Source organism: Mycobacterium sp. NGS67 (assembly GCF_059812185.1).
The window spans coordinates 105,173-127,534 of the sequence record NZ_JCALCF010000009.1; the positions used below are offsets into that span (position 1 = coordinate 105,173).

The window sequence follows — 22,362 nt, forward strand, 5'->3', positions numbered from 1 at the left end:
GGTTCATGTAATACGGCTCACACTACCGCTGGGGACACAATGGCCGTCATGGCAGCTGAAGCTTCTGAGGACCCGTACCTGTGGCTGGAGGACGTCACCGGCGAGACGGCGCTGGACTGGGTGCGGGCGCGCAACGAGCCCACCACGGCGCAGTTCTGCACCGGCGACTTCGAGGCGATGCGCGCCGAGGCGCTGGAGGTGCTCGACACCGACGCCCGCATCCCGTATGTGCGTCGCCGCGGTGAGTTCCTCTACGACTTCTGGCGCGACGCGACCAATCCGCGCGGTTTGTGGCGACGCACCACGCTGGAGAGTTACCGCAGCGATTCCCCGGACTGGGACGTGCTCATCGACGTCGACGCCCTCGGCCGCGCCGACGGCCGGAACTGGGTGTGGGCCGGCGCCAACGTGATCGAACCCGAGCTCACCCGCGCCCTGGTCAGCCTCTCCCCGGGAGGTTCGGACGCGGTCGTGGTGCGGGAATTCGACATGCTGACCCGCGAATTCGTGCCCGACGGGTTCGAACTGCCGGAGGCGAAGTCGCAGATCGACTGGGACGACCCGGACACCGTGCTGGTGGGCACCGACTTCGGCCCCGATTCGATGACCGAGTCCGGCTATCCGCGCATCGTCAAGCGCTGGCGCCGTGGCACCCCGTTGACCGACGCCGAAACCGTCTACGAAGGAGCCCGCAGCGACGTCAGCGTCGGCGGCTCCACCGATCGCACCCCGGGTTTCGTGCGCACCTTCGTCGGCCGCTCCCTGGACTTCTGGAATCGGCAGCGTTATGAGCTGCGGGGCACCGAGCTGATCCCGATCGAGGTGCCCAGCGACGCCAGCAGCATGTCGGTGCACCGCGAGTGGTTGCTGATCGAGCTGCGTTCCGACTGGACGATCGGTGACTCCACCTATCGCGCCGGCTCGCTGCTGGCCGCCAACTATGACGAATTCTTAAGCGGCGCAAGGGAATTGGCTGTCGTTTTCGAGCCCGACGAACACACCTGCCTGTACCACTACGCCTGGACGCGGGACCGGCTGCTGATCGTCTCGCTGGCCGACGTGGCCAGCCGCGTCGAGATCGTCACGCCGGCTAGCTGGCAGCGCGAATCGATCGCCGGCATCCCGGCGTCGACCAACACCGTGATCGTCGCGGCCGACGACACCGGCGACGAATTCTTCCTCGACTCCAGCGGTTTCGACACGCCGTCCCGGCTACTTCGCGGCACCGGCCCGGCCGGCCTCGAACCGATCAAGTCCGCGCCGTCCTTCTTCGACGCCGAAAACCTCTCAGTATCACAGCATTTCGCGACATCCGAGGATGGGACGCCGATCCCCTACTTCCTGGTGCGACCCGCCGAAGCCGACGGTCCGGGCCCCACCCTGCTGTACGGCTACGGAGGCTTCGAGACCGCGAACACCCCGGGCTACAGCGGCGTCCTGGGCCGGCTGTGGCTGGCCCGCGGCGGCACCTACGTGCTGGCGAACATCCGCGGCGGCGGCGAATACGGGCCGGGCTGGCACACCCAGGCGATGCGCGAGGGCCGGCACAAGGTGGCCGAGGATTTCGCCGCGGTCGCCGACGATCTGGTGGCACGCGGCGTCACCACCGTCGGGCAACTCGGCGCCCAGGGCGGCAGCAACGGCGGTCTGCTGATGGGGATCATGCTGACCAAGTACCCGCAGAAGGTCGGGGCGCTGGTGTGCAGCGTGCCGTTGCTGGACATGAAGCGGTATCACCTGCTGCTGGCCGGCGCCTCCTGGGTAGCCGAATACGGCGACCCGGACAACCCCGACGACTGGGCGTTCATCTCCGAATACTCGCCGTACCAGAACATTTCGGCCGACCGCGAGTACCCGCCGATCCTGATGACCACCTCGACGCGCGATGACCGGGTCCACCCCGGACATGCCCGCAAGATGACCGCCGCCCTGGAAGCCGCCGGTCACCGGGTCTGGTACTACGAGAACATCGAGGGCGGCCACGGCGGCGCCGCCGACAACGAGCAGCTCGCCTTCAAGCAGGCGCTGACGTACTCGTTCCTGTGGCGAACCCTGGGCGCGCCTCAGCGCTTCGACAGTGGGCGGTCCAGTTCGGCGGCGACGCGATCGAGTTCGGCGGCCAGCTCGCAATGACCGTTGTCCCCCAACGCCTGTCGTAGCTCGGTCATCGCATGTTCGAGTTCGGCGGTGCGCGGGTGCTGGGCAGCCGTCATCAACGTGTTGCGTACGTGTCGTGTCGCCGTGCGCTGGTGATCGGCGGACAACGTCGGGATGGCCATCGCGAACACGTTCAGCACCTGGGCGCAGGTCTGGTGTTGGCCGCCCTCGATGGCGCCGACGGCGATGCTCGACAACGCCTTGAGCACCTCGCAGATCGTGTCGTAGGTGTACACCACCGGCACCTGGTCGTCGACCGGCGGGTCGGACTCCTGCGCCCAGTGGGCCAGCAGGGCGTGCAGTCCGTCGACGGTCACCAAAGCCGCCTCGGAGTCCCGCTGGGTGGCGGCGCCCCAGCCCATGCTGGACAGCTGGTGCACCCCGTAGGACGGTTCGCGGTCGAGTTGCCGCTCCCGGCCACAGCACATCGCGTCCAGCACGGCGCGTGCCAAGCGTTCCCGTTCGGCCGCGTCTTCGCCGCGCACCGTCGCCAACAGGGTGCCGGCCACCATGTGCGTGCCCAGCTTGGCGTTGAGTTCGATCTCCGCCTCGCCCGGGACATCACGCAGCGCGCGGTCGAGCAGTTTCAGGTCGATGTCCACCAGGTACCCGGTGCACTGCGAACGGACGGTGGTAGCCGGTAGATGCGCGAGCTGTGGCTTGTCCCGTACCCGCCGCAGCCACTCGAGCTGGCGGTCGCGGGTGGCGATGGTGATCTGCACGATGCGCTCCACCACTGACGGCGGACGCAGCTGGTCGAGCACCAGGTAGCCGAACACGACCAGCCCGGCCAACGCCAGCACGCTGAGCACCAGCGCGGTCACCGTGCTGAACACCGCTTGATCGGGGTCGACGAGCGCCAGGACGACGACGTAGAACGCCGACAGTCCGGCGAAATAGCCGAAGAAGGTCTGGTTGACGCGCCGGCTCAGGAACTGCTCGACCACCACCCAGGTGAACACGTCGGACATGCGCTGGACCAAGGTGAGCAACAGGACGAACGTGATGGTCATCAACGTGAGCATCCCCGGTGCCACGGTGCGCAGCATCGACTGGTTCTCCTGCGGCGGCGCCAGCTTCGACAGCAGGTGCTTGACGGGTTGCAACCAGGTGGTGTCGTCGCCGTCGAGCACGCTGGTGGCGATGGCGATCGCGATGAACGCGGCGATTATGGCCAGCGGGACGCCGAGAAACTCGTGCAGTGCCCGGCGCAGTCCGCTCTCGCGCCTGGGACGCTTTGTCTGAGAATTTCGGCGTATCAACGCTCATCACCCCTGTCCGCGCAGGACACGCTGATCTGGCAGATACCCGGTTGCGAGTGCCCCGAACCGTGCGGCGTGATCTGCACGACGTCTAGCGCCGGGTCAGTTTGGGCACCCTGGGACTCATGTCCGCGCAGCTCCCGGGAGCCCTCCAGTCGCTTGCCCCAACGCTGGACAAGTTCGGGTACGCCGCCGTGATCGTCCTGGTCGGGTTGGAAGGCGTCGGCATTCCGCTGCCGGGACAGATCATCCTGGTGGTGGCGGGTATGTACGCCGGTGTCGGTCATTTGAACCTGGCTCTGGTACTGCTCGCGGGATTCCTGGCCGCCGTCGTCGGCGACAACGCCGGCTACGCGATCGGCCGCTACGGGGGTCGCGAACTGGTGCTGCGCTTCGGTCGCTATGTGTTCCTCACCAAGGATCGGCTGGCCAAGACCGAACGCTTCTTCGAGCGGCGGGGCCAGATCGTGGTGCCGCTCGGCCGATTCGTCGACGGCCTGCGCCAGGCCAGTGGGATCGCCGCCGGCCTCGCGCGGATGCGGTGGCAGCGCTATCTGGCCTACAACGCCCTGGGGTCCGCGGTGTGGGTCGTGGTCTGGGTGCTGGCCGGATACCTGGCCGGCAACCACATCGGCGCGCTGTACGCGGGATTCCAGCGTTACGAGAAATACCTGCTGGCAGCCGGTGCCCTGGTCGGTGTCGCGGTGCTGGTCGGGTGGTTGGTCCGGCGCCGGTCCCGGGCGGCCGCCGAGTGCTGACCGGCGGCGCTTGACACCCGAGTCGGGCACCGGCTTCGCTTCGCGCTATGACTCCCGAGTTCGAAACGCTCTTGTACGACACGGCCGGGCCGGTGGCCACGATCACGCTGAATCGCCCCGAGCAACTCAACACCATCGTCCCGCCCATGCCCGACGAGATCGAGGCGGCAATCCGGCGGGCCGAACACGACCACGACGTCAAGGTCGTCGTGTTGCGCGGCGCCGGCCGGGCGTTCTGTGCCGGGTACGACTTCGGCGGCGGTTTCCGGCACTGGGCGGACCACATGGACAGCGACGGCCGGTGGGATCCGGGCAAGGATTTCGCGATGGTGACCGCGGCGACGGGCCCGCACCAGAAGTTCATGTCGATCTGGCGGGCCACCAAACCGGTGATCGCGCAGGTCCACGGCTGGTGCGTGGGCGGGGGCAGTGACTACGCGTTGTGCGCCGACATCGTGATCGCCAGTGAGGACGCCGTGATCGGCACCCCCTACAGCCGGATCTGGGGGGCCTATCTGACCGGCATGTGGATGTACCGGCTGGGCTTGGCCAGGGCGAAATGGCACGCGTTGACCGGCCGGCCGCTGACCGGCGTGCAGGCCGCCGAGGTCGAGTTGATCAACGAGGCGGTGCCGTTCGAGCGACTCGAAGCCCGGGTCGCCGAGATCGCCGCCGAACTGGCCCGGATCCCGTTGTCGCAGCTGCGGGCGCAGAAGCTGATGGTCAACCAGGCCTACGAGAACATGGGCCTGGCGTCCACCCAACTGCTCGGCGGGATACTCGACGGGCTGATGCGCAACACCCCGGACGCGCTGGAGTTCATCCGCATCGCCCAAACCGAGGGGCCACGGGCCGCGGTGGAGCGCCGGGACGGTCCGTTCGGCGACTACAGCCAGGCTCCGCCGGAGCTGCGGCCGGATCCGTTGCACGTGATAATTCCTGATCGCAACGGGTAGTGAGATGGGCTACAGATTTTCGGCCGATCGTTCTCGGAAGCCCGGAAAGTGCTACGGTTATCAATATGTCTCGGCTCCATAACAGCCTGCGCACAGGCGCTCTCGCTCTGCTTCTCGGCCTGGCCGGCGCGATGTTCCCCGCGACCGCCGCCGCCGACTCCACCGAAGACTTCCCGATCCCGCGCAGACAGATCGCGACCACCTGCGACGCCGAGCAGTACCTCGCGGCCGTCCGCGACACCAGCCCGGTGTACTACCAGCGGTACATGATCGACTTCAACAATCACGCGAACCTTCAGGAAGCGACCATCAACAAGGCGCACTGGTTCTACTCGCTGTCGCCGGCAGAGCGCAGGGACTACTCGGAGAACTTCTACAACGGCGACCCGTTGACCTTCGCCTGGGTCAACCACATGAAGATCTTCTTCAACAACAAGGGTGTGGTCGCCAAGGGCACCGAGGTGTGCGACCAATACCCGCGCGGTGACATGTCGGTCTGGAACTGGGCGGGATAGTCGTGCGCCGTTACGTCGGATTGGCCATGGCGGCGGCGATAGCCCCGATGATCCTCTTCTTCGGTAGTGGGGCGGCGCACGCCGACAGCGACCTGGGAAAAACCTGCTCGCCGGAAGGCGCGAAGGTCTGGGGTAAACCGGGCCCGATCTACTGCGAGCGACAGCCGGACGGGCAACTGCAGTGGGTGTCCATCCCCGTCTCGGCGATGTGCGTGGCGTTCTGCGTGAATCAGCCCTGAGAATTCCAAACTCGGCAAGTTTGAAACCTCTTCCCCACGGGAACCCTTGAAATCGTCATAAAAGTACGGTTTCCTTGAGGTGGAAAACTAAGGGAACGCGGAGAAATACCGTCGGCCTACCCTTGCCGCGACGGGCCAAAGGTACCCATAATGGACACTCCGGCCCAGCCAAAATCCGCCGACGTGCGAGTGACGGATGTGACTGCGGTCCGGAAGCTGGAGGTCATCGCATGAGCCAAACTACTGGCAACGAGATCCCTGGCACGCTTGCGTCCCTCGACTGGCAGACCATCACCTGCCAGGCGGAGTCCGGATGCACCAACCGAGCCGCCTACATCGTTCACCGCCACGCGGTAGACCAATGTAACCACCCGCAGGTCGATCCGTTTGGCAATATCGTCGAAATTCTTTGCATCGCTTGCCTTTGGCGTGCCGAGGCCGAAGTCCTGGTCCAGGTTGGCCAACTTGCGCGCCAGGCAGACACCTACTGCCTGACCTGCGGAGCGCCGGTGTCCGAACTGCGCGACATCATGCGCGACGTCGCCGCCTTGTAGCCCACCGTCCACCGATGGCACTCATCGCGCTCGCCGTTCTGGGTGCAGCGATGTTCATCGGTATCGTCTGGCTGATGCTGCACCTGGACCGGCGCTACCAGCGAAAGGTTCAGCGCCTGCGCGACGACTGGGAGGCGTCGGGACGGTCGGAACCCTGGAAGCACGGGTGGTACGGCTGCGGCGGCGGCGGCGGTTAGCCGGCGTCGGTGACGTCCTCAGATCCCACTTGACCGCGCCGGGCCTGATTGCCGAGCACGGCGATCAGCGCCGTTCCACCAGCCCCCCCGGTGGATGTTCGTCAACGTCCTCGAGGAGCAGTTCCCGCACGGCCCGACGCGGTCCGTACGGTCGCAGCATGGTGCTGGCCGGGCGTGGACGCACGTGCTGCGGCCACCAGAACCAGCGCCCGAGCAAGGTGGCCAGCGACGGTGTCATGAACGACCGCACGATCAAGGTGTCGAACAACAGACCCAGCGCGATCGTCGTACCCACCTGAGCCATCACCCGCAGTGGACTGAACATGAACGTGGCCATGGTGGCGGCGAACACCAGCCCCGCGGCGGTCACCACCGAGCCCGAACCGGCCATCGCGCGGATCGTCCCCGTCTTGAGTCCGGCGTGGATTTCCTCCTTGAACCGCGATATCAGCAATAGGTTGTAGTCCGAGCCGACCGCCAGCAGCAGGATGATGGCCATCGCCAGCACCATCCAGTGCAACTTGATGCCGAGGATGTACTGCCAGAGCAGCACGGAGAGTCCGAACGAGGCGCCCAGCGACAGCAACACCGTGCCGACGATCACGAAGGCCGCCACGACGCTTCGGGTGATCACCAGCATGATGACGAAAATCAGGGTGGCCGCGGAGATTCCGGCGATCAGCAGATCGATGTTGGACCCGTCGTGCATGTCCTTGTACGTCGCGGCGGTACCGCCGAGGTAGACCTTGGCGCCCTCCCAGGGCGTGCCCTTGATCGCCTCGTGCACGGCCCGCTTGATCGGTTCGATCAGGTTGATGCCTTCCGGACTGGCCGGGTCGCCTTCATGCGAGATGATCAACCGGACAGCGTGCCCGTCGGGCGAGATGAACTGTTTGAGACCCCGTTCGAAGTCCGGACTCTGGAACGCTTCGGGCGGAAGGTAGAACGTGTCGTCGTTCTTGGCTTGATCGAATGCATCCCCCTGCGCGGTGGCGTTGTCGGCCTGCGCTCTGGCCTGGTCGTTGAGGCCCGTGGTGGTCGCATAGTTGGACATGATGGTTTCGAGATTGCGCTGCTGGCTCTCGATCTGCGGGGGTATCAACTCCACCAACTTGGGCTGAATCGCATCCAGCTTGTCCAGATTCGCGCTCAGGGCCAGGATGTTCTGCGCCACCTGGTCGATTCCGTCCAGCGCATTGAAGATGGACCGCAGCGCCCAGCAGATCGGGATGTCGTAGCAGTGCTTCTCCCAGTAGAAGTAGCTGCGAATCGGCCGGAAGAAGTCGTCGAACGTGGCGATGTCGTCGCGCAGCGCCTCGGTGATCTTGACCGTTTCCTTGGTGAGCTTGGTGGTTTCGTGCGTCGTGTTGCTGAGGTCCTGAGTGACCTGCATCTGCTCATGCAGCGTGGCCATCGTCTTGCGCAGCTCGTCCGCCTGGTTCAGCAGGTTTTGCGCCTGCTCGTCTTGGAAGTGCTGGGTCTGAATCCGTCCGGCGGCCTGGGCACCCATCTGAAAACCGAGGGTGCTGTGGTCCAGCGGCGTGCCCAACGGTCGGGTGATGGTCTGCACCCGGCCGATACCGGGGATGTGGAAGACCGCCTTGGCGACCTTGTCCAGGACGAGGAAGTCGGCCGAGTTGCGCAGGTCGTGATCGGTTTCGATCATCAGCAGCTCGGGATTGAGCCGAGCCTGGTTGAAGTGCCGGTCGGCGGCGGCGTAACCGATGTTGGCCGGGGTGTCCGACGGTAGGTAGTGACGGGTGTCGTAGTCCGTTTTGTAGCCGGGCAGCGCGAGCAGGCCGATCAGGGCGACCGCGATCGTGACTGCGAAAACCGGTGCGGGCCAGCGGACGATCGCGGTGCCGATCCGGCGCCAGCGGCGAGTCTGCAGCTTTCGCTTCGGGTCCAGGAGCTTGAAAAACGACGCAACGGTCAGCACCGCCGGGCCCAGCGTCAGCGCCGCGATGACCGCGACGAGCATGCCGACGGCACACGGCACCCCGAGTGACTCGAAGTACGGCAACCGACAGAAGCTCAGGCAGTACATCGCGCCGGCGATGGTCAGCCCCGACCCGAGCACAACGTGGGCGGTGCTGTGAAACATGGTGTAGAACGCTTCTTCGCGCGTCTCACCCAAGCCGCGGGCCTCGTGGTAGCGGCCCACCACGAAGATCGCGTAGTCGGTCCCGGCCGCGATTGCCAGCAACACCAACAGGTTGTTGGCGAACGTGGACAGCCCGATGATCCCGTAGTTGCCCAGCACCGCGACCACGCCTCGAGCTGCCAACAATTCGACGAAGACCATGAACAGCACGGCCAGGACGGTGACGACCGAGCGATAGACGAACAGCAGCATCACCATGATGACCAGAATCGTGATCAGGGTGACGACCGCGACGCCTTTCTCACCCGCATGGGACTGGTCGGCGATCAGCGGACCCGCGCCGGTGACGTAGGCCTTGATGCCCGGTGGCGCGTGCACCGACTCCACGATCTTGCGAACGGCGTCGGAGGACTCGGCGGACAGGCCGCCGCCCATGTTGCCGGCGAGGTAGACCTGGACGTACGCCGCCTTCTGGTCGTGGCTCTGGGAGCCGGCGGCGGTCAGCGGATCACTCCAGAAGTCCTGCACGTGCTGGACGTGTTTCTTGTCGGCCTGGATTCGCCTGACGATCTCGTCGTAGTAGCGGTGCGCCTCCGGCCCCAGCGGCTTGTCGCCTTCCAGCACAATCATCGCCGAGGTGTCGGAATCGAACTCTTTGAACGTCGATCCGACCCGCATCATCGACTGGAACGACTCTGCGTCGCGGGGGCTCTGCGACACCGACTGCTTCTTGGAGACGACCTCCAACTGCGGCGCAATGGTGTTGGTGACAAAGACGATGCCCAACCACACCAGCACGATGGGCAGCGCCAGCCGATGGATCATCCGCGGCAGGAACGGCGGGATGAGCGGCTGGTCGACGCGCGGCGGCGCCTCGGCGGTCTCGCTCACGCGGACTTGTCCAGGCAATAGACGAAGGCGTTCACCGTCTGCTCGGGGCGCGACCGATTCGGCGCCTTGATGACGTCACCGCGTCCGTCGTTGTTGTTGACCAGGAACCGGCAAGCGATCCAGCTGCCGTTTCCTTGCGCCATCAGGTTGGCCGGGATCCCGGGCTTCGTTGACTTCAATTCCGTCTTCCACGGTAGGGGCACATTGAGAGCCTGCTGAGGATGAGAGTTTTCGTCGAGATAACTGATAGTCGCCGTGCTACCCGGTGCACCCCAGACCTCGAGGGTGATCGTCTTGGGGTTGAACTGGTCGATGACGTCACCGGACGAGCCGCCACCGAACGAACCGCTGTGCACGCCGAACACCCCGTGCAGTCGGTGGACCACAAACGCCGATACCGCGACGACGGCCACCACGGTGACGACGAGCCAGAACCGGGTGACGAGGCTCCACAGACCCTTGCGCTTGGTCTGGTCAGTCGCTCGATCACCCTCGCGGCCGGCAGAGTCCGGGGTCGTCAACGGGTCGGTCCTTGGCTCAGTCATCGTCATGGGCGCGCTTTCCTGATCAGTGAGAGCCGCGGAGAAATCAGCCTGTATTTCAACTCAGATACCCGTCTGACGCAAAACATTTCACGATCCTCACCCGTCATCGCGACCCCGGGAGTGAGCCGATGCAGGTGGCGGTGAGCACCCGGGTGAGCGCGGAGCCGAAGTCGATGTTCCATTCGGCCGGCAGCACCTCGGGTTCCTCCTCGTAGGCATCCGAGATCTTCGCCGGCGGGTTGGCGATCTGCCAGAAGGCCGCCGCCAGCGAGTAGGCGGCGATCAGGATGTCGAACGCCCCCGGACGCCCCAGCGCGGGCAGCGCCTGTTCGATGGCGTCCGCCAGGGCGATCGCGGCGGCCGAGATGGTCCGCCGGATCTCGATGACCCGCTCGATCTCCACCTCGTGTTCGAGGTGCAGGTGCAGGTTGGCCAGCAGGTCGCAGAACAACGGGTCGGCGGCCAGACCGCTGGCCAGCGTCTCGGCCACACGTTCCGGGGTCATCGGACCGGGTTCGGCCAGCTTGTCGCACACCGTGCCCGACCATTGCACCCAGCCCTCAGCGGCCAGATGCAGCAGCACCTCTTTGTGCGAGGTGAAGTAGCGGCGCACCGCCGAGTAGTGGATTCCGGCGCGACTGGCGACCGCTGTCAGGGTGACCGACGCGACGCCGGTCTCGACGGCCAGCGAGCGTGCGGCCTCTACCAGTGCCGCCGCACGTTGGCGCTTGTTCTCCTCGGTGCGGGCGCGTCGGAAAGCGAGTTGCGCCACTGGCAGAGGATAACGCACAACATGTGATTTGTATAACGCACGTAATGTGATTTGCGCAGGTAGAAGCCGGACGGTAGCGTCTGTTACGCACGTGATATGCGTTACAATTCGCAGCGCGAGTGGAAGGAGTGGACAGCCGGTCGCGCGGCCGTGCTTTACTTAGGCAAGGCTTAGTTGCTCTGGTCGACGAGATGCCGCCGGTGCGCAGCACCGGTTGGGCGCCGCGGTCCGTATAACGCAAGAAATTCACGAATCTGCAAAGGGGTCTGCGATTTTCAGGCTGTTGTCGCGCACGTGGATCCCACTGACCGTGTTGGTGGTGGTGGCGGTCGGCGGATTCCTCGTCTACCGCGTGCACGGCTACTTCGGTTCGGAGAAGCGCGAGTCCTACGCCGACAGCAACTTGAAGAACCCTGAGCCGTTCGATCCCAAGCGAATCGTCTACGAGGTGTTCGGCCCGCCCGGTACCGTCGCCGACATCAGCTATTTCGACGTCAATTCCGATCCGCAGTGGGTGGAAAACGCACGGCTGCCCTGGTCGCTGCACATCAGCACCACCAAGGCGGCCATGGTCGGCAACCTCACCGCCCAGGGCGACAGCAACAGCATCGGCTGCCGGATCCTGATCGACGACGAGGTCAAAGCCGAGCGTCACTCCAGTGGCGTCAACGCGTTCACCTTCTGCCTGGTGAAGTCGGCGTGAGTACCGCCTACGCGCCGGTCGGCCCTCCCCCCGACCTCTCCAGCGAAGCCCACCGGCCGTTCATCGCGCGGATGATTCACGCCCTCGCGGTGCCGATCATCCTATTCTGGCTGGTGGTCGTCGTGCTGCTCAGCATTTTCGTGCCGTCGCTGGAAGTCGTGGGGCAAGAGCGCTCGGTCTCGCTCAGCCCCGCCGACGCACCGTCGTTCGTGGCGTTGAAGCACATCGGCAACGCATTCAAGGAGGGCGACACCGACAGCTTCGGGATGATCGTCCTGGAAAGCGACAAGCCGCTGGGCGACGAGGCGCACACCTACTACAAAGAGATGATCCGCAAGCTGCGGGAGGACAAGAAGCACGTCCTGAGCATCCAGGACTTCTGGGGCGACCCGCTGACCGCCGCCGGCGCGCAGAGCAACGACGGCAAAGCCGTCACCGTCCAGCTGACCCTCGCCGGCAACCAGGGCGAACCGCTGGCCAACGAGTCCGTGATGGCCGTTCGCAAGATCGTCGACAGCGTGCAGGCTCCGCCGGGGCTCAAGGCATATGTCACCGGCGCCTCGGCGCTGGCCGCGGACCTGCACGACAGTGGCGACAGATCCATGGCCAAGATCACCATCACCACGGTGCTGGTGATCACGCTGATGTTGATGTTCATCTACCGGTCGATCCTGACCGTGTTCCTGCTGCTGCTCTCGGTCGGCATCGAACTCAGCGCGGCACGCGGCGCGGTGGCGCTGCTCGGACACAACGAACTGATCGGGTTGTCCACGTTCTCGGTCAGCCTGCTCACGTCCTTGGCCATCGCGGCCGGCACCGACTACGGCATCTTCATCATCGGCCGCTATCAAGAGGCCCGCCAAGCCGGTGAGGACCGGGAAACCGCCTTCTACACCATGTATCACGGCACCGCGCACGTGATTCTGGGCTCCGGCCTGACGATCGCCGGCGCGTTGTTCTGCCTGCACTTCGCCCGGATGCCCTACTTCCAGACGCTGGGCATCCCGTGCGCGGTCGGCATGCTGGTCGCCGTCCTCGTCGCGCTGACACTGGGTCCGGCGATCCTGGTGGTCGCCGGCAAGTTCGGGGTGTTCGATCCCAAACGGGTGCTGTCGGTACGGGGTTGGCGACGGGTGGGTACCGCCGTGGTGCGCTGGCCGCTGCCGATCCTGGCCGTCACGCTCGTGATCGCGATCATCGGGCTGGTCACCCTGCCGGGGTACAAACCCAGCTACGACGACCGCGCCTACCTGCCCGCTTTCATCCCGGCCAACCAGGGCTTCATCGTCGCCGACCGGCACTTCTCCCAGGCCCGGATGAAGCCGGAGATCCTGATGGTCGAGTCGGATCACGACCTGCGCAATCCGGCCGACTTCCTGGTGCTGGACAAGCTGGCCAAGGGCATCTTCCGGGTGCCCGGCATCTCCCGCGTCCAGGCGATCACCCGGCCGGACGGCACCCCGATGGACCACACGTCGATCCCGTTCCAGATGAGCATGCAGAACGCCGGTCAGCTGCAGACCATGAAGTACCAGCGCGACCGCATGGACGACATGTTGAAACAGGCCGACGAGATGACCAAGACGATCGCGCTGATGCAGAACATGTACGCGCTGATGTCCAAGCTGGTCGGGATCACCCACAAGATGGTCGGCGACACCGAGCAGATGCAGCAGATCACCAACGATCTGCGCGACAAGATCGCCAACTTCGACGACTTCTTCCGGCCCATCCGCTCGTACTTCTATTGGGAGAAGCACTGTTACGACATCCCGGCCTGCTGGACACTGCGCTCGATCTTCGACGCGTTCGACGGGATCGATCAGCTGACCGAGCAGCTGAATGTCCTGGTCGGCGACATCAAGCAGCTCGACGTGCTGATGCCGCAGATGATCGCCACCTTCCCGCCGATGATCGACACCATGGTGAGCATGCGGACCATGATGCTGACCATGCACAGCACCATGTCCGGGATCTTCGCCCAGATGGACGAGATGAGCGAGAACGCCACGGCGATGGGCCACGCGTTCGACGCGGCCAAGAACGACGACTCGTTCTACCTGCCGCCCGAGGTGTTCAAGAACGCCGACTTCAAGCGGGCCATGAAGAACTTCCTGACCGCCGACGGGCACTCGGCGCGGTTCATCATCCTGCACCGCGGTGATCCCGCCTCACCGGAGGGCATCGCCAGCATCGACCAGATCCGCACCGCGGCCGAGGAAGCCCTCAAGGGCACGCCGCTGGAGGACGCCAAGATCTATCTGTCCGGGACCGGGGCCGTCTTCAAAGACATCTCCGAGGGCGCCAAATGGGACTTGCTTATCGCGGGCATCTCCTCGCTGTGCCTGATCTTCATCATCATGTTGCTGATCACCAGGGCCTTCGTGGCCGCGGCGGTGATCGTCGGGACGGTCGCGTTGTCGCTGGGCGCATCCTTCGGCCTGTCCGTGCTGGTCTGGCAGCACATCCTGGGCATCCCCCTGCACTGGTTGGTGCTCGCGATGTCGGTCATCGTGCTGCTGGCCGTCGGATCGGACTACAACCTGCTGTTGGTCTCCCGGTTCAAACAGGAGATACACGCGGGCCTGAACACCGGCATCATCCGCTCGATGGGCGGCACCGGGAAGGTCGTGACCAACGCCGGCCTGGTGTTCGCGTTCACGATGGCGTCGATGATCATCGGTGACGCGCGGATGATCGGGCAGGTGGGTACCACCATCGGTCTGGGCCTGCTGTTCGACACGTTGATCGTGCGCGCCTTCATGACGCCGTCGATCGCCGCGCTGCTGGGTCGCTGGTTCTGGTGGCCGATCCGGGTGCGGACGCGGCCCGCCCGCAACCCCGCCCTGCCGCGCGACGACCAGCCGACCGACCGGATGCTGGCGCTCAGCGACCAGCGTTAGTCCGGCCGGCCCGGCCATCCGGTCGGCCGCCGACTCCGAATATCTGGTGTGCAGCCACAACACCAGTCCCGGGCGGGGAAGCCGACGGCGGTCTACCGCACCACGGTCAGCCAGTCGCAGCAGGTTCCGGCGCATCGCTCGTTTCAGCACCGCGGTTACAGCTGGTACGTCGACGTCGACCGGCTTCCCCGGTTGCCGTGGTTGAGGGCCGGCTTGCGGGACCGGGTGACCGCGGTGTTCGCCGAGCACGGCGTCGAGATGCCTGACGGCCGCATCACCGGGTTGCTGCCCGCCCGCGCGTTCGGGCACGTCGTCAACCCGCTGACCATCTTCTGGTGCCACGACGGTGACGGCCTCCTGCGATACGTGATCGCCGAAGTGCACAACACCCGTGGCCGGCACACCTATCTGCTGCCGCCGGCCGAGGTACCGGTGTTGGTCCGGACGCACTCCCCCGACGGCCAATGCCTGCTGCTCGCGCCGGTGCCCGAGCGCGAGGTCGACATCATGGTGTCGTTGCACCCCGAGTCCCGGTTGGCGTTCACCGCCACTGTGCGTGGCAAGCGGCTGTTGCCGATGGCAGTGCTGCGCCGGTTCGCACGCCGGCGGACACAACGGGCCGGACAGGCAGCGATCGGCACCGCGGCTGCCGAAAAGCGGGAGCGGGCGGCCGATCTCGCGTCCGGGCCGGCCCGACAGCCATGACCGACGTCCCCAACCTGGCGCAATCGGGCGTTAGGCTACCGACGATGACCGCCCCGCCGACCCCCAGTGGCGACCTGGATGCATTGCTGCGCCGGGTCGCCGCGCGAGACAACGGCGCGTTCGCCGCTTTCTACGACCAAACCAAAACCCGGGTGTACGGGCTGGTGACCAGGGTGCTGCGCGATGCCGGATACAGCGAAGAGACCACCCAGGAGGTCTACCTGGAAGTGTGGCGGACGGCGTCGGACTTCGACTCCGCCAAGGGCTCCGCGCTGGCCTGGCTGATGACCATGGCACACCGGCGCGCGGTCGACCGGGTGCGCAGCGAGCAGGCCGGAACCAAACGCGAATCTCGTTACGGCACAGCGTATTTCGAGACAGCGACCGACGTCGTCTCGGACTCGGCGATAGCGGGTGACGAGCGGCGCCGGGTGATCCGGTGTCTGGAGGCGCTGACCGACGCGCAACGCCAGTGCATCGAGCTGGCCTATTACGGCGGCCTGACCTACGCCGAGGTGTCGCAGCGGCTGGCCGCGAACCTGTCCACGATCAAGTCCCGCATGCGCGACGCGCTGCGCGGCCTGCGCAACTGTCTGGACGTGGCATGAGCGCCCCCGACGATTTCGAGTTGCTCGAGCTGGCGGCCCCGTATGCGCTGCACGCCCTGACCGACACGGAGCAGGCCGAGATCGACGCCCGGGTTTCGTCGGCGCCCGCGCCGGTCGCCGCGGCCTTCGCCGACGAGGTCCGCGCGGTCCGGGAGACGATGGCGGTGTTGTCGTCGGCGAATGTCGCCGAACCACCGGACCAGTTGCGCGCGGCGGTGCTCGCCCTGACCGCCCCGTCCGCTGCGCCGACCCGGCTCCGATCACGTTGGCGCACTGCGGTTTTGGCGGCCGCCGCGGCGATCGCGGTGGGCCTGGCAGCGTTCGGTGTCGGGGTGTGGATGCGGCCGGCGCCCACGCAGACGGTGGCCGAACAGATTCTGGCCGCGCCCGACGTGCGGACGGTTTCCCGCCCGCTGGGGCCGGGGATCGCCACAGTGATGTTCTCCCGCGACCGCAATGCCGGTGTGCTGGTGATGAACAACGTGCCGCCGCCGGCGCCGGGCACCGTCTACCAGATGTGGCTAATTGGTGCAGACGGCACGACGTCGGCGGGCACGATGGGCACCACGGCGGTGTCGCCGGCCACCAAGGCGACGCTGGACAACCTGGGCAGCTCGACGTCCCTGGCGTTCACCGTGGAGCCCGGCACCGGCTCGCCCCAGCCGACCGGCGCGGTCTTGGCCGAGTTGCCGCTGCGCTGAGCGTCGCCCACCCGGGCAGCTACTTCGCGATCCCCCGCAGATACGCCGCCTGGCCCAGGTGCTGGGCGCAGTCGTCGATGATGCTGACCAGCCGCGCGCTCGCCGTCACCGGCGGGTCCCAGTTGGTGTCCACGATGCGCGCCAGTTCGTCGGCGGTCACCGCGGCGACGTAGTCGAGGGTGAAGGCGTGCACCGCGCGGTAGTAGCCGGCCAGCAGGGCGGCCGGCGCGCGCACTTTGGCCACGTCCCGGGCGCTGTGGCCGTACCCGATGTCGTTGCGCGGCAGGTCGAGCGCGAACCGATCGACCCAGCCGTCGCGCAGCCACACCTGCTCGGCGCCGGCGATGTCGGCCACCTGCAAGTCCTGCACCCGGGCGCTGTGCCAGAGCAACCACGCGATGCTGTTGGCCTGCGGCGTGGGCCGGTAGCCGGCGATCTCGTCGGTCAGCCCGTCGGTGAGTTCGTCGCTGTGTTCGATCAATCGGGTGAACGCGTCGCGCAACAGTTCCCGGACCGCGTCATCGCTTCCTGGCATACGCGCGACGCTACGCCCTGGCGCCGTGCCAGACGGCTTCGACGTTGTTGCCGTCCGGGTTGCGCACGAAGGCGCCGAAGTATCCGGGGTGATACTCCGGCCACCGCCGCGGCGGGTGCAACGACTCCGCACCCAGCCCCACCGCCGTCTCGTAGAAGGCGATCGATCACGGTCGTAGATTAGTTGGATGAGCTATGACCTCCTCATCCGCAACGGCACCATCGTGGACGGTCTGGGAGGTGAACCGTTCACCGGCGACGTCGCGGTACGCGACGGCGTGATCGCGGCGGTGGGATCGCTGAACAGCGCCGACGCGGCGCGCGAGATCGACGCGACGGGCCTGTTGGTCACCCCGGGCTTCGTCGACCTGCACACCCACTACGACGGACAGGCCATCTGGTCGGACCGGCTGACACCGTCCTCGGCGCACGGCGTCACCACGGTCGTGATGGGCAACTGCGGGGTGGGCTTCGCGCCGTGCCGCAAGGAGGACCACGAAGTGCTCGTCGACGTGATGGCCGGGGTCGAGGACATTCCCGGCGTCGTCATGACCGACGGGCTGCCGTGGACCTGGGAGACGTTTCCCGAATACCTGGACGCCATAGAGTCGCGGCGACGTGACATCGATGTGGCCGTCTATCTCCCGCATTCCCCGTTGCGGGTGTACGTGATGGGACAGCGCGGCGCCGATCGCGAACCCGCCACCGCCGACGACCTGGCGAAGATGCGGGAACTGGCCAAAGAGGCGATCGAAGTGGGCGCGCTGGGTTTCGCCTCGTCGCGGCTGACGATCCACAAGACCGAGAGCGGGGCGCCCATCCCCAGCTACGACGCCGCCCGCGAGGAGATCGAACAGATCGCCCGCGGCGTCGTCGACGGCGGTGGCGGTTTGCTGCAATTCGTCCCCGACCTCCCCGCCGGGGGCTACCAACCGGTGCTGCAGACGGTGTTCGACGTCGCCGAGGACGTCGGGCTACCCCTCACCTTCACCCTGATCGTCGGCAACACCGGTGAGCCGTTCTGGCCCGACGCCATCACCATGGTGGAGAAGGCCAACAAGAACTCTGGTGCCGGCGGGACGCAATTCACCGCGCAGTTGCTGCCGCGCCCGATCGGGCTGATCATCGGGTTGCAACTGTCGGCCAACCCGTTCGTCCTCTACCCCAGCTACCGCGAGATCGCCGACCTGCCGCTCGCCGAGCGCGTCGCCGAAATGCGCAAACCCGAGGTGCGCGCCCGCATCCTGGCCGACAAGCCCGGCACCGGGCATCCGATCCTGTACGTCGCGCAGGCCTGGGACTGGATCTTCCCGCTGGACGACAACCCCAACTACGAGCCGGACCCGTCGGACAGCATCGCCGCCCGCGCCGCCGCCCGCGGCGTCAGCGCGCTGGAGGAGGCCTACGACCGCCTACTCGACGACGACGGCCGGGCCATGCTGCTGGTCGCCACCAGCAACCTGGAGAACAACACCCTGGACACCGTGGGCGACCTGCTGCACCGCGACGACGTCGTGCTGGGCCTGGGCGACGGCGGTGCGCACTACGGCATGATCTGCGATGCCAGCTACTCGACGTACTTCCTGACCCATTGGGCACGCGACCGCGCGACCGGACGGTTCACCGTGCCCGAAGCCGTCCGCGAACTCACCTCGGTGCCGTCCCGCATCGCCGGGCTGGCCGACCGCGGCCGGATCGCCGTCGGCTACAAGGCCGACCTCAACGTCATCGACCACGCCGCGCTCCGGCTGCACAAACCGATCATCGCCCACGACCTGCCGGCCGGCGGCCGGCGGCTGGATCAGACCGCCGACGGCTACGTCGCGACGGTGGTTTCCGGCGAGCTGATCGCCGAGCACGGCGTGCCCACTTCGGCCCGCCCGGGGCGCTTGATCCGAGGCCGTCGACCCGCCCCCGAGCCCGTCTGACGCCTTTAACGGGACCCTGTTGGAGCCCTGAGAATTGGCCTTAGCGGGTTACCCGATAAGCCCACGGTAACCAGCCCCGGCGGGTAGGTTTGGGTGGTGACAAGCCCGCATTTCGCGTGGTTGCCGCCAGAGATCAACTCGGCACTTATGTTCGCCGGTCCCGGTGCGGGACCGCTGCTGGCTGCTGCCTCAGCATGGGCTGGACTGGCCGAGGAATTGGCGTCGTCGGTGGCGTCGTTCACCGGTGTCACACAGGAATTGACCACCTCTTCGTGGCTCGGTCCGTCGGCCGCGGCGATGATGGACGTCGCCACCCAGTACATGGCCTGGCTGAGCGCGGCGGCCGTCCAGGCGGACCTGGCGGCGGCACAGGCCACCGCGACGGCGTCGGCGTTCGAGGCGGCGGTGGCGGCCACCGTGCAGCCCGCGGTGGTGGCGGCCAACCGCGGCCTGGTGCAGATGCTGGCGTCCACCAACTTCTTCGGCATGAACTGGCCCGCGATCATGGACACCGAGGCCGCCTACGAGCAGATGTGGGCCCTCGACGTCGCGGCCATGGCGAACTACCACTTCGACGCGTCGGCGGCCGCCGCCCAGCTGGCCCCGTGGCAGCAGGTGCTGCGCAACCTCGGCATCGACATCGGCAAGAACGGTCAGATCAACTTCGGCTTCGGCAACACCGGCAGTGGCAACATCGGCAACAACAACGCCGGCAACTACAACCTGGGCAGCGGCAACAGCGGCAGCGGCAACGTCGGGGCCGGCAACACCGGTAGCTACAACCTGGGCGGTGGCAACACCGGCATCGGCAACCTGGGCTTCGGCAACTTCGGCAGCAACAACTTCGGCTTCGCCAACACCGGCAGCGACTCCTTCGGGTTCGGCCTGACCGGTGACCACCGATTCGGCTTCGGCGGGTTGAACTCGGGCAGCGGCAACACCGGCTTCGGCAACTCCGGCACCGGCAACACCGGCTTCTTCAACTCCGGCACCGACAACATGGGCTTCGGTAACTCGGGCAGCCTCAACTCGGGTCTGGGCAACTCGGGAAGCGCCAACACCGGCTTCGCCGGCATGGGGCCGTGGGGGTCGGGACTGTACGGCGGTGGCCTGGGCGCCGCGACCGGCCTGGAGGCGAGCCTGACCAACTCCGCGCACTACGCCACCGGCGGGTTGGGGACCGCGGCCCTGGGTTCGGGACTGCTGGGCTCGGCGCTGGCGAACACCGGCAGCCTGCATTCCGGTCTGGCCGGCGCGCTGAACGCCGGCATCGCCCCACCCGTCGTCGCCTCGGCCGCCGGACTGGATTCCGCCGGACCCGGCCAGGTGTCGGCCAACCCGACCAGCAGCCCGGCCGCCAACTCGGGGCTGCGCACCACCAGCAGCAACGTGACCGGCTTCACCATGGCGCGCGAGGCGGGGCTGGGCACCCCGAACCTGCCCAACGACGGCATCCCCAGGTCGGGTTTCTATCCCGAGTCCCAGCGCGACACCGCCGGTCAGAGCCGGGTGATCAAGTTCCCGGTGAAGTCGGACTGACGCCTATCCTCAGTCAATGGCCGCAAAGACCGCGAAAAAGGTTGACTTGCCGCGACTGGCGGCCGCCCTGCCCGACTTCCCGTTCGCGTACCTCATCACCGTCGACGACAGCTACCGCGCGCACACCGTGACGGTCGAACCGGTGCTGCGGGATCAGCGGGTCCTGGAGGTCGGGCTGATCGGCGGCGGCACCCGCGCCAACCTGGCCCGCCGCGCCGAGGTCACGCTGATCTGGCCGCCGACCGAACCCGGCGGCTACTCGCTGATCGTCGACGGCCGGGCCGAGATCAGCGAGGGCGCCGAGCCCGACACTGTCCACTGCGACGTCGTGCCCACCCGCGCCCTGCTGCACCGCAACGCCGACTCCCCGTCCGCCGCCCAGGGATGCCTGCACGACTGCGTCGTGTTCAGCCTTCCGGTCGCATGAGCCGCGTCGAACCGCTCGCGCCGCCGTGGAGCGACGAGGACGCCGCGGGCATCGAAAGCTGGGGCCACCCGGACCGGACCTACGAGCCATTGCTGCTGGTGCGCTGCCTGCAACGCCACCCGGCGCTGGCCACCCGGCTGCGCAAGCTCGGCGAAACCCTCTACGTGGCAGCGCTGTTGGCGCCCCGGACCCGCACCATCGCGATACTGCGCTGCTGTGCCCTGGTGGGATGCGCCTACGAGTGGGGCGGACAAGCGGCGTTCTGGGGCCCGCTCGCGGGAGTCAGCGACGAGGAGTGCGACGCCCTGGTCACCGGCGGGCCGCAGGACGCGCGGTGGAGCCCCGACGAGCGCGCGCTGATCGAGGCGGTGGACGAACTGGAGCGCAGCGGTTCGTGGTCGGAGCCGACCTGGGCAGCGCTGGGGAGCTTCCTCGACGACGAACAACGGATCGAGTTGCTCACCGCGGTGGGCTGGTACCGCACCATCTGCACGCTGTGCAACGCGCTGGCGCTGCCGGTCGAAGGCTGGATGCGACGCTGGCCGTCAACCCCGGTCTCGTCGTAGACCTGGATGGCGGCTCTTCAACAAGGGCAGCAGCAACCGTCGCGGCATGAACTGGACCAACCGGGTGCTCACCTGGTTGGGTAGTCCGGCGATGACCATTGCCTCGTCGGCGTCGAGGGCGTCCACCCCGATGCGTGCGACAGTCCGCGACGGGATCCACAGGAACTTGGGGAACGCGTCGGCGAAGGTCCGTTCGTCCATTCCCGCGCTGGTCAGGAACTCGGTGCGCACCGGGCCCGGGCACAGCAGCATGACCGTGACACCGGTGCCGGCGAGTTCCGCGCGCAGACCTTCGGTGTAGGACTTCACGAACGCCTTGGTGGCGGCGTAGCCGAGCTGGCCGGGAAACGGGTGAAACCCCGCGGTGGATCCCACGTTGAGGATCGCGCCGCCCCCGCGCGGCACCATCTGCTGGACCGCGCGCGTGCACAGGTCGATGACTGCCTCGACGTTGACCCGGACCTGGGCGATCTCTTTGTCCACGTCGGTCTTGGTCACCGAGCCGATGGTGCCCAGGCCGGCATTGTTGACCAGGACGTCGACGGTCAGTCCGCGCCGGCCGACCTCGTCCAGTAGCTCGGCGCGGGCGCCGGAGTCCGCGACGTCGCAGGCGAGGACCTCGACACGAACGCTGCCGGAGAGCTCGTCGGCCAGCTCGCGCAACCGGTCTTCGCGGCGCGCCACGAGCGTGACGCCGTGGCCGCGGCGGGCCAGTTCGCGGGCGATGTCGGCGCCGATTCCCGACGAGGCGCCGGTGACGACGGCGGTACTGGTCGGAGAGGGAGTCGGGAGCGCCAC

Annotated in this window: 21 protein-coding genes and 2 pseudogenes; 16 read left to right on the forward strand and 7 right to left on the reverse strand. The window is 66.9% G+C overall.

Features of this window, described 5'->3' with window-relative positions:
* Positions 1 to 39: 39 nt before the first annotated feature.
* Positions 40 to 2,061: pseudogene (locus AC5Y4D_RS10900) on the forward strand (prolyl oligopeptidase family serine peptidase); the annotation flags it as partial.
* 2 nt (positions 2,062 to 2,063) lie between these two features.
* Here the strand turns inward: AC5Y4D_RS10900 and AC5Y4D_RS10905 are convergent.
* Positions 2,064 to 3,419, reverse strand: a complete 1,356-nt coding sequence (locus AC5Y4D_RS10905; RefSeq protein WP_499944717.1) for a DUF2254 family protein — start codon at positions 3,417 to 3,419, stop codon at positions 2,064 to 2,066.
* Between the two features lie 125 nt (positions 3,420 to 3,544).
* Between AC5Y4D_RS10905 and AC5Y4D_RS10910 the strand changes: the two genes are divergently transcribed.
* The 6 genes from AC5Y4D_RS10910 to AC5Y4D_RS10935 all read left to right on the forward strand — a co-directional run bounded on the left by AC5Y4D_RS10910 (position 3,545) and on the right by AC5Y4D_RS10935 (position 6,638).
* On the forward strand, positions 3,545 to 4,177 hold the full coding sequence (locus tag AC5Y4D_RS10910; protein ID WP_499944716.1) for a DedA family protein: 633 nt from the start codon (positions 3,545 to 3,547) through the stop codon (positions 4,175 to 4,177).
* Between the two features lie 47 nt (positions 4,178 to 4,224).
* Entirely contained in the window at positions 4,225 to 5,133 is a 909-nt protein-coding gene (locus AC5Y4D_RS10915; protein ID WP_499944715.1) for a crotonase/enoyl-CoA hydratase family protein, read from the forward strand.
* Positions 5,134 to 5,198: 65 nt separating this feature from the next.
* A complete protein-coding gene (locus AC5Y4D_RS10920) occupies positions 5,199 to 5,648 on the forward strand; it encodes a DUF5078 domain-containing protein (RefSeq protein ID WP_499944714.1) in 450 nt (149 codons plus the stop codon).
* 2 nt (positions 5,649 to 5,650) lie between these two features.
* Complete coding sequence (locus AC5Y4D_RS10925) at positions 5,651 to 5,887, forward strand: hypothetical protein (RefSeq protein WP_499944713.1); 237 nt, start codon at positions 5,651 to 5,653, stop codon at positions 5,885 to 5,887.
* 230 nt (positions 5,888 to 6,117) lie between these two features.
* Positions 6,118 to 6,441, forward strand: coding sequence for a hypothetical protein (locus AC5Y4D_RS10930; protein WP_499944712.1), 324 nt, complete (start codon positions 6,118 to 6,120; stop codon positions 6,439 to 6,441).
* Between the two features lie 14 nt (positions 6,442 to 6,455).
* Entirely contained in the window at positions 6,456 to 6,638 is a 183-nt protein-coding gene (locus AC5Y4D_RS10935) for a hypothetical protein (RefSeq protein WP_499944711.1), read from the forward strand.
* 64 nt (positions 6,639 to 6,702) lie between these two features.
* Here the strand turns inward: AC5Y4D_RS10935 and AC5Y4D_RS10940 are convergent, their stop codons facing one another.
* The 3 genes from AC5Y4D_RS10940 to AC5Y4D_RS10950 form a co-directional block, all read right to left on the reverse strand.
* Positions 6,703 to 9,633: an MMPL/RND family transporter gene (locus tag AC5Y4D_RS10940; protein ID WP_499992399.1), complete on the reverse strand. Its 2,931-nt coding sequence runs from the start codon at positions 9,631 to 9,633 to the stop codon at positions 6,703 to 6,705.
* Complete coding sequence (locus AC5Y4D_RS10945) at positions 9,630 to 10,184, reverse strand: MmpS family transport accessory protein (RefSeq protein WP_500037133.1); 555 nt, start codon at positions 10,182 to 10,184, stop codon at positions 9,630 to 9,632. Before AC5Y4D_RS10945 ends, AC5Y4D_RS10940 begins: the two co-directional genes overlap by 4 nt.
* Before the next feature lie 97 nt (positions 10,185 to 10,281).
* Positions 10,282 to 10,968: a TetR/AcrR family transcriptional regulator gene (locus AC5Y4D_RS10950; RefSeq protein ID WP_499944708.1), complete on the reverse strand. Its 687-nt coding sequence runs from the start codon at positions 10,966 to 10,968 to the stop codon at positions 10,282 to 10,284.
* 262 nt (positions 10,969 to 11,230) lie between these two features.
* Between AC5Y4D_RS10950 and AC5Y4D_RS10955 the strand changes: the two genes are divergently transcribed.
* The 5 genes from AC5Y4D_RS10955 (at position 11,231) to AC5Y4D_RS10975 (ending at position 16,570) form a co-directional block, all read left to right on the forward strand.
* Positions 11,231 to 11,653, forward strand: coding sequence for an MmpS family transport accessory protein (locus AC5Y4D_RS10955; protein WP_499944781.1), 423 nt, complete (start codon positions 11,231 to 11,233; stop codon positions 11,651 to 11,653).
* 71 nt (positions 11,654 to 11,724) lie between these two features.
* Positions 11,725 to 14,556, forward strand: a complete 2,832-nt coding sequence (locus AC5Y4D_RS10960; protein ID WP_499944780.1) for an MMPL/RND family transporter — start codon at positions 11,725 to 11,727, stop codon at positions 14,554 to 14,556.
* Positions 14,557 to 14,604: 48 nt separating this feature from the next.
* On the forward strand, positions 14,605 to 15,261 hold the full coding sequence (locus tag AC5Y4D_RS10965; protein ID WP_500037134.1) for a DUF1365 family protein: 657 nt from the start codon (positions 14,605 to 14,607) through the stop codon (positions 15,259 to 15,261).
* Positions 15,262 to 15,305: 44 nt separating this feature from the next.
* Complete coding sequence (locus AC5Y4D_RS10970; protein ID WP_500037135.1) at positions 15,306 to 15,869, forward strand: sigma-70 family RNA polymerase sigma factor; 564 nt, start codon at positions 15,306 to 15,308, stop codon at positions 15,867 to 15,869.
* A complete protein-coding gene (locus AC5Y4D_RS10975) occupies positions 15,866 to 16,570 on the forward strand; it encodes an anti-sigma factor (RefSeq protein ID WP_499944705.1) in 705 nt (234 codons plus the stop codon). Before AC5Y4D_RS10970 ends, AC5Y4D_RS10975 begins: the two co-directional genes overlap by 4 nt.
* Positions 16,571 to 16,589: 19 nt before the next feature.
* On the opposite strand, the gene AC5Y4D_RS10980 is transcribed toward AC5Y4D_RS10975, so the two are convergent.
* Both AC5Y4D_RS10980 and AC5Y4D_RS10985 read right to left on the reverse strand, forming a co-directional pair.
* Positions 16,590 to 17,105 (reverse strand): mycothiol transferase, encoded by a 516-nt coding sequence (locus AC5Y4D_RS10980; RefSeq protein WP_499944703.1) that lies wholly within the window; start codon positions 17,103 to 17,105, stop codon positions 16,590 to 16,592.
* Positions 17,106 to 17,115: 10 nt separating this feature from the next.
* A pseudogene (locus tag AC5Y4D_RS10985) lies at positions 17,116 to 17,265 on the reverse strand (VOC family protein); the annotation flags it as partial.
* A gap of 27 nt (positions 17,266 to 17,292) precedes the next feature.
* Here AC5Y4D_RS10985 and AC5Y4D_RS10990 point away from each other — a divergent pair.
* The 4 genes from AC5Y4D_RS10990 to AC5Y4D_RS11005 all read left to right on the forward strand — a co-directional run bounded on the left by AC5Y4D_RS10990 (position 17,293) and on the right by AC5Y4D_RS11005 (position 21,564).
* Entirely contained in the window at positions 17,293 to 19,032 is a 1,740-nt protein-coding gene (locus AC5Y4D_RS10990; protein WP_499944702.1) for an N-acyl-D-amino-acid deacylase family protein, read from the forward strand.
* A 96-nt stretch (positions 19,033 to 19,128) separates the two neighbouring features.
* On the forward strand, positions 19,129 to 20,571 hold the full coding sequence (locus tag AC5Y4D_RS10995; RefSeq protein WP_499944701.1) for a PPE family protein: 1,443 nt from the start codon (positions 19,129 to 19,131) through the stop codon (positions 20,569 to 20,571).
* Between the two features lie 16 nt (positions 20,572 to 20,587).
* A complete protein-coding gene (locus AC5Y4D_RS11000) occupies positions 20,588 to 20,998 on the forward strand; it encodes a pyridoxamine 5'-phosphate oxidase family protein (RefSeq protein WP_499944700.1) in 411 nt (136 codons plus the stop codon).
* Positions 20,995 to 21,564 (forward strand): carboxymuconolactone decarboxylase family protein, encoded by a 570-nt coding sequence (locus AC5Y4D_RS11005; RefSeq protein WP_499944699.1) that lies wholly within the window; start codon positions 20,995 to 20,997, stop codon positions 21,562 to 21,564. The genes AC5Y4D_RS11000 and AC5Y4D_RS11005 overlap by 4 nt, the downstream gene beginning before the upstream one ends.
* Here the strand turns inward: AC5Y4D_RS11005 and AC5Y4D_RS11010 are convergent.
* Entirely contained in the window at positions 21,544 to 22,362 is an 819-nt protein-coding gene (locus tag AC5Y4D_RS11010) for an SDR family NAD(P)-dependent oxidoreductase (RefSeq protein WP_500037136.1), read from the reverse strand. The genes AC5Y4D_RS11005 and AC5Y4D_RS11010 overlap by 21 nt on opposite strands.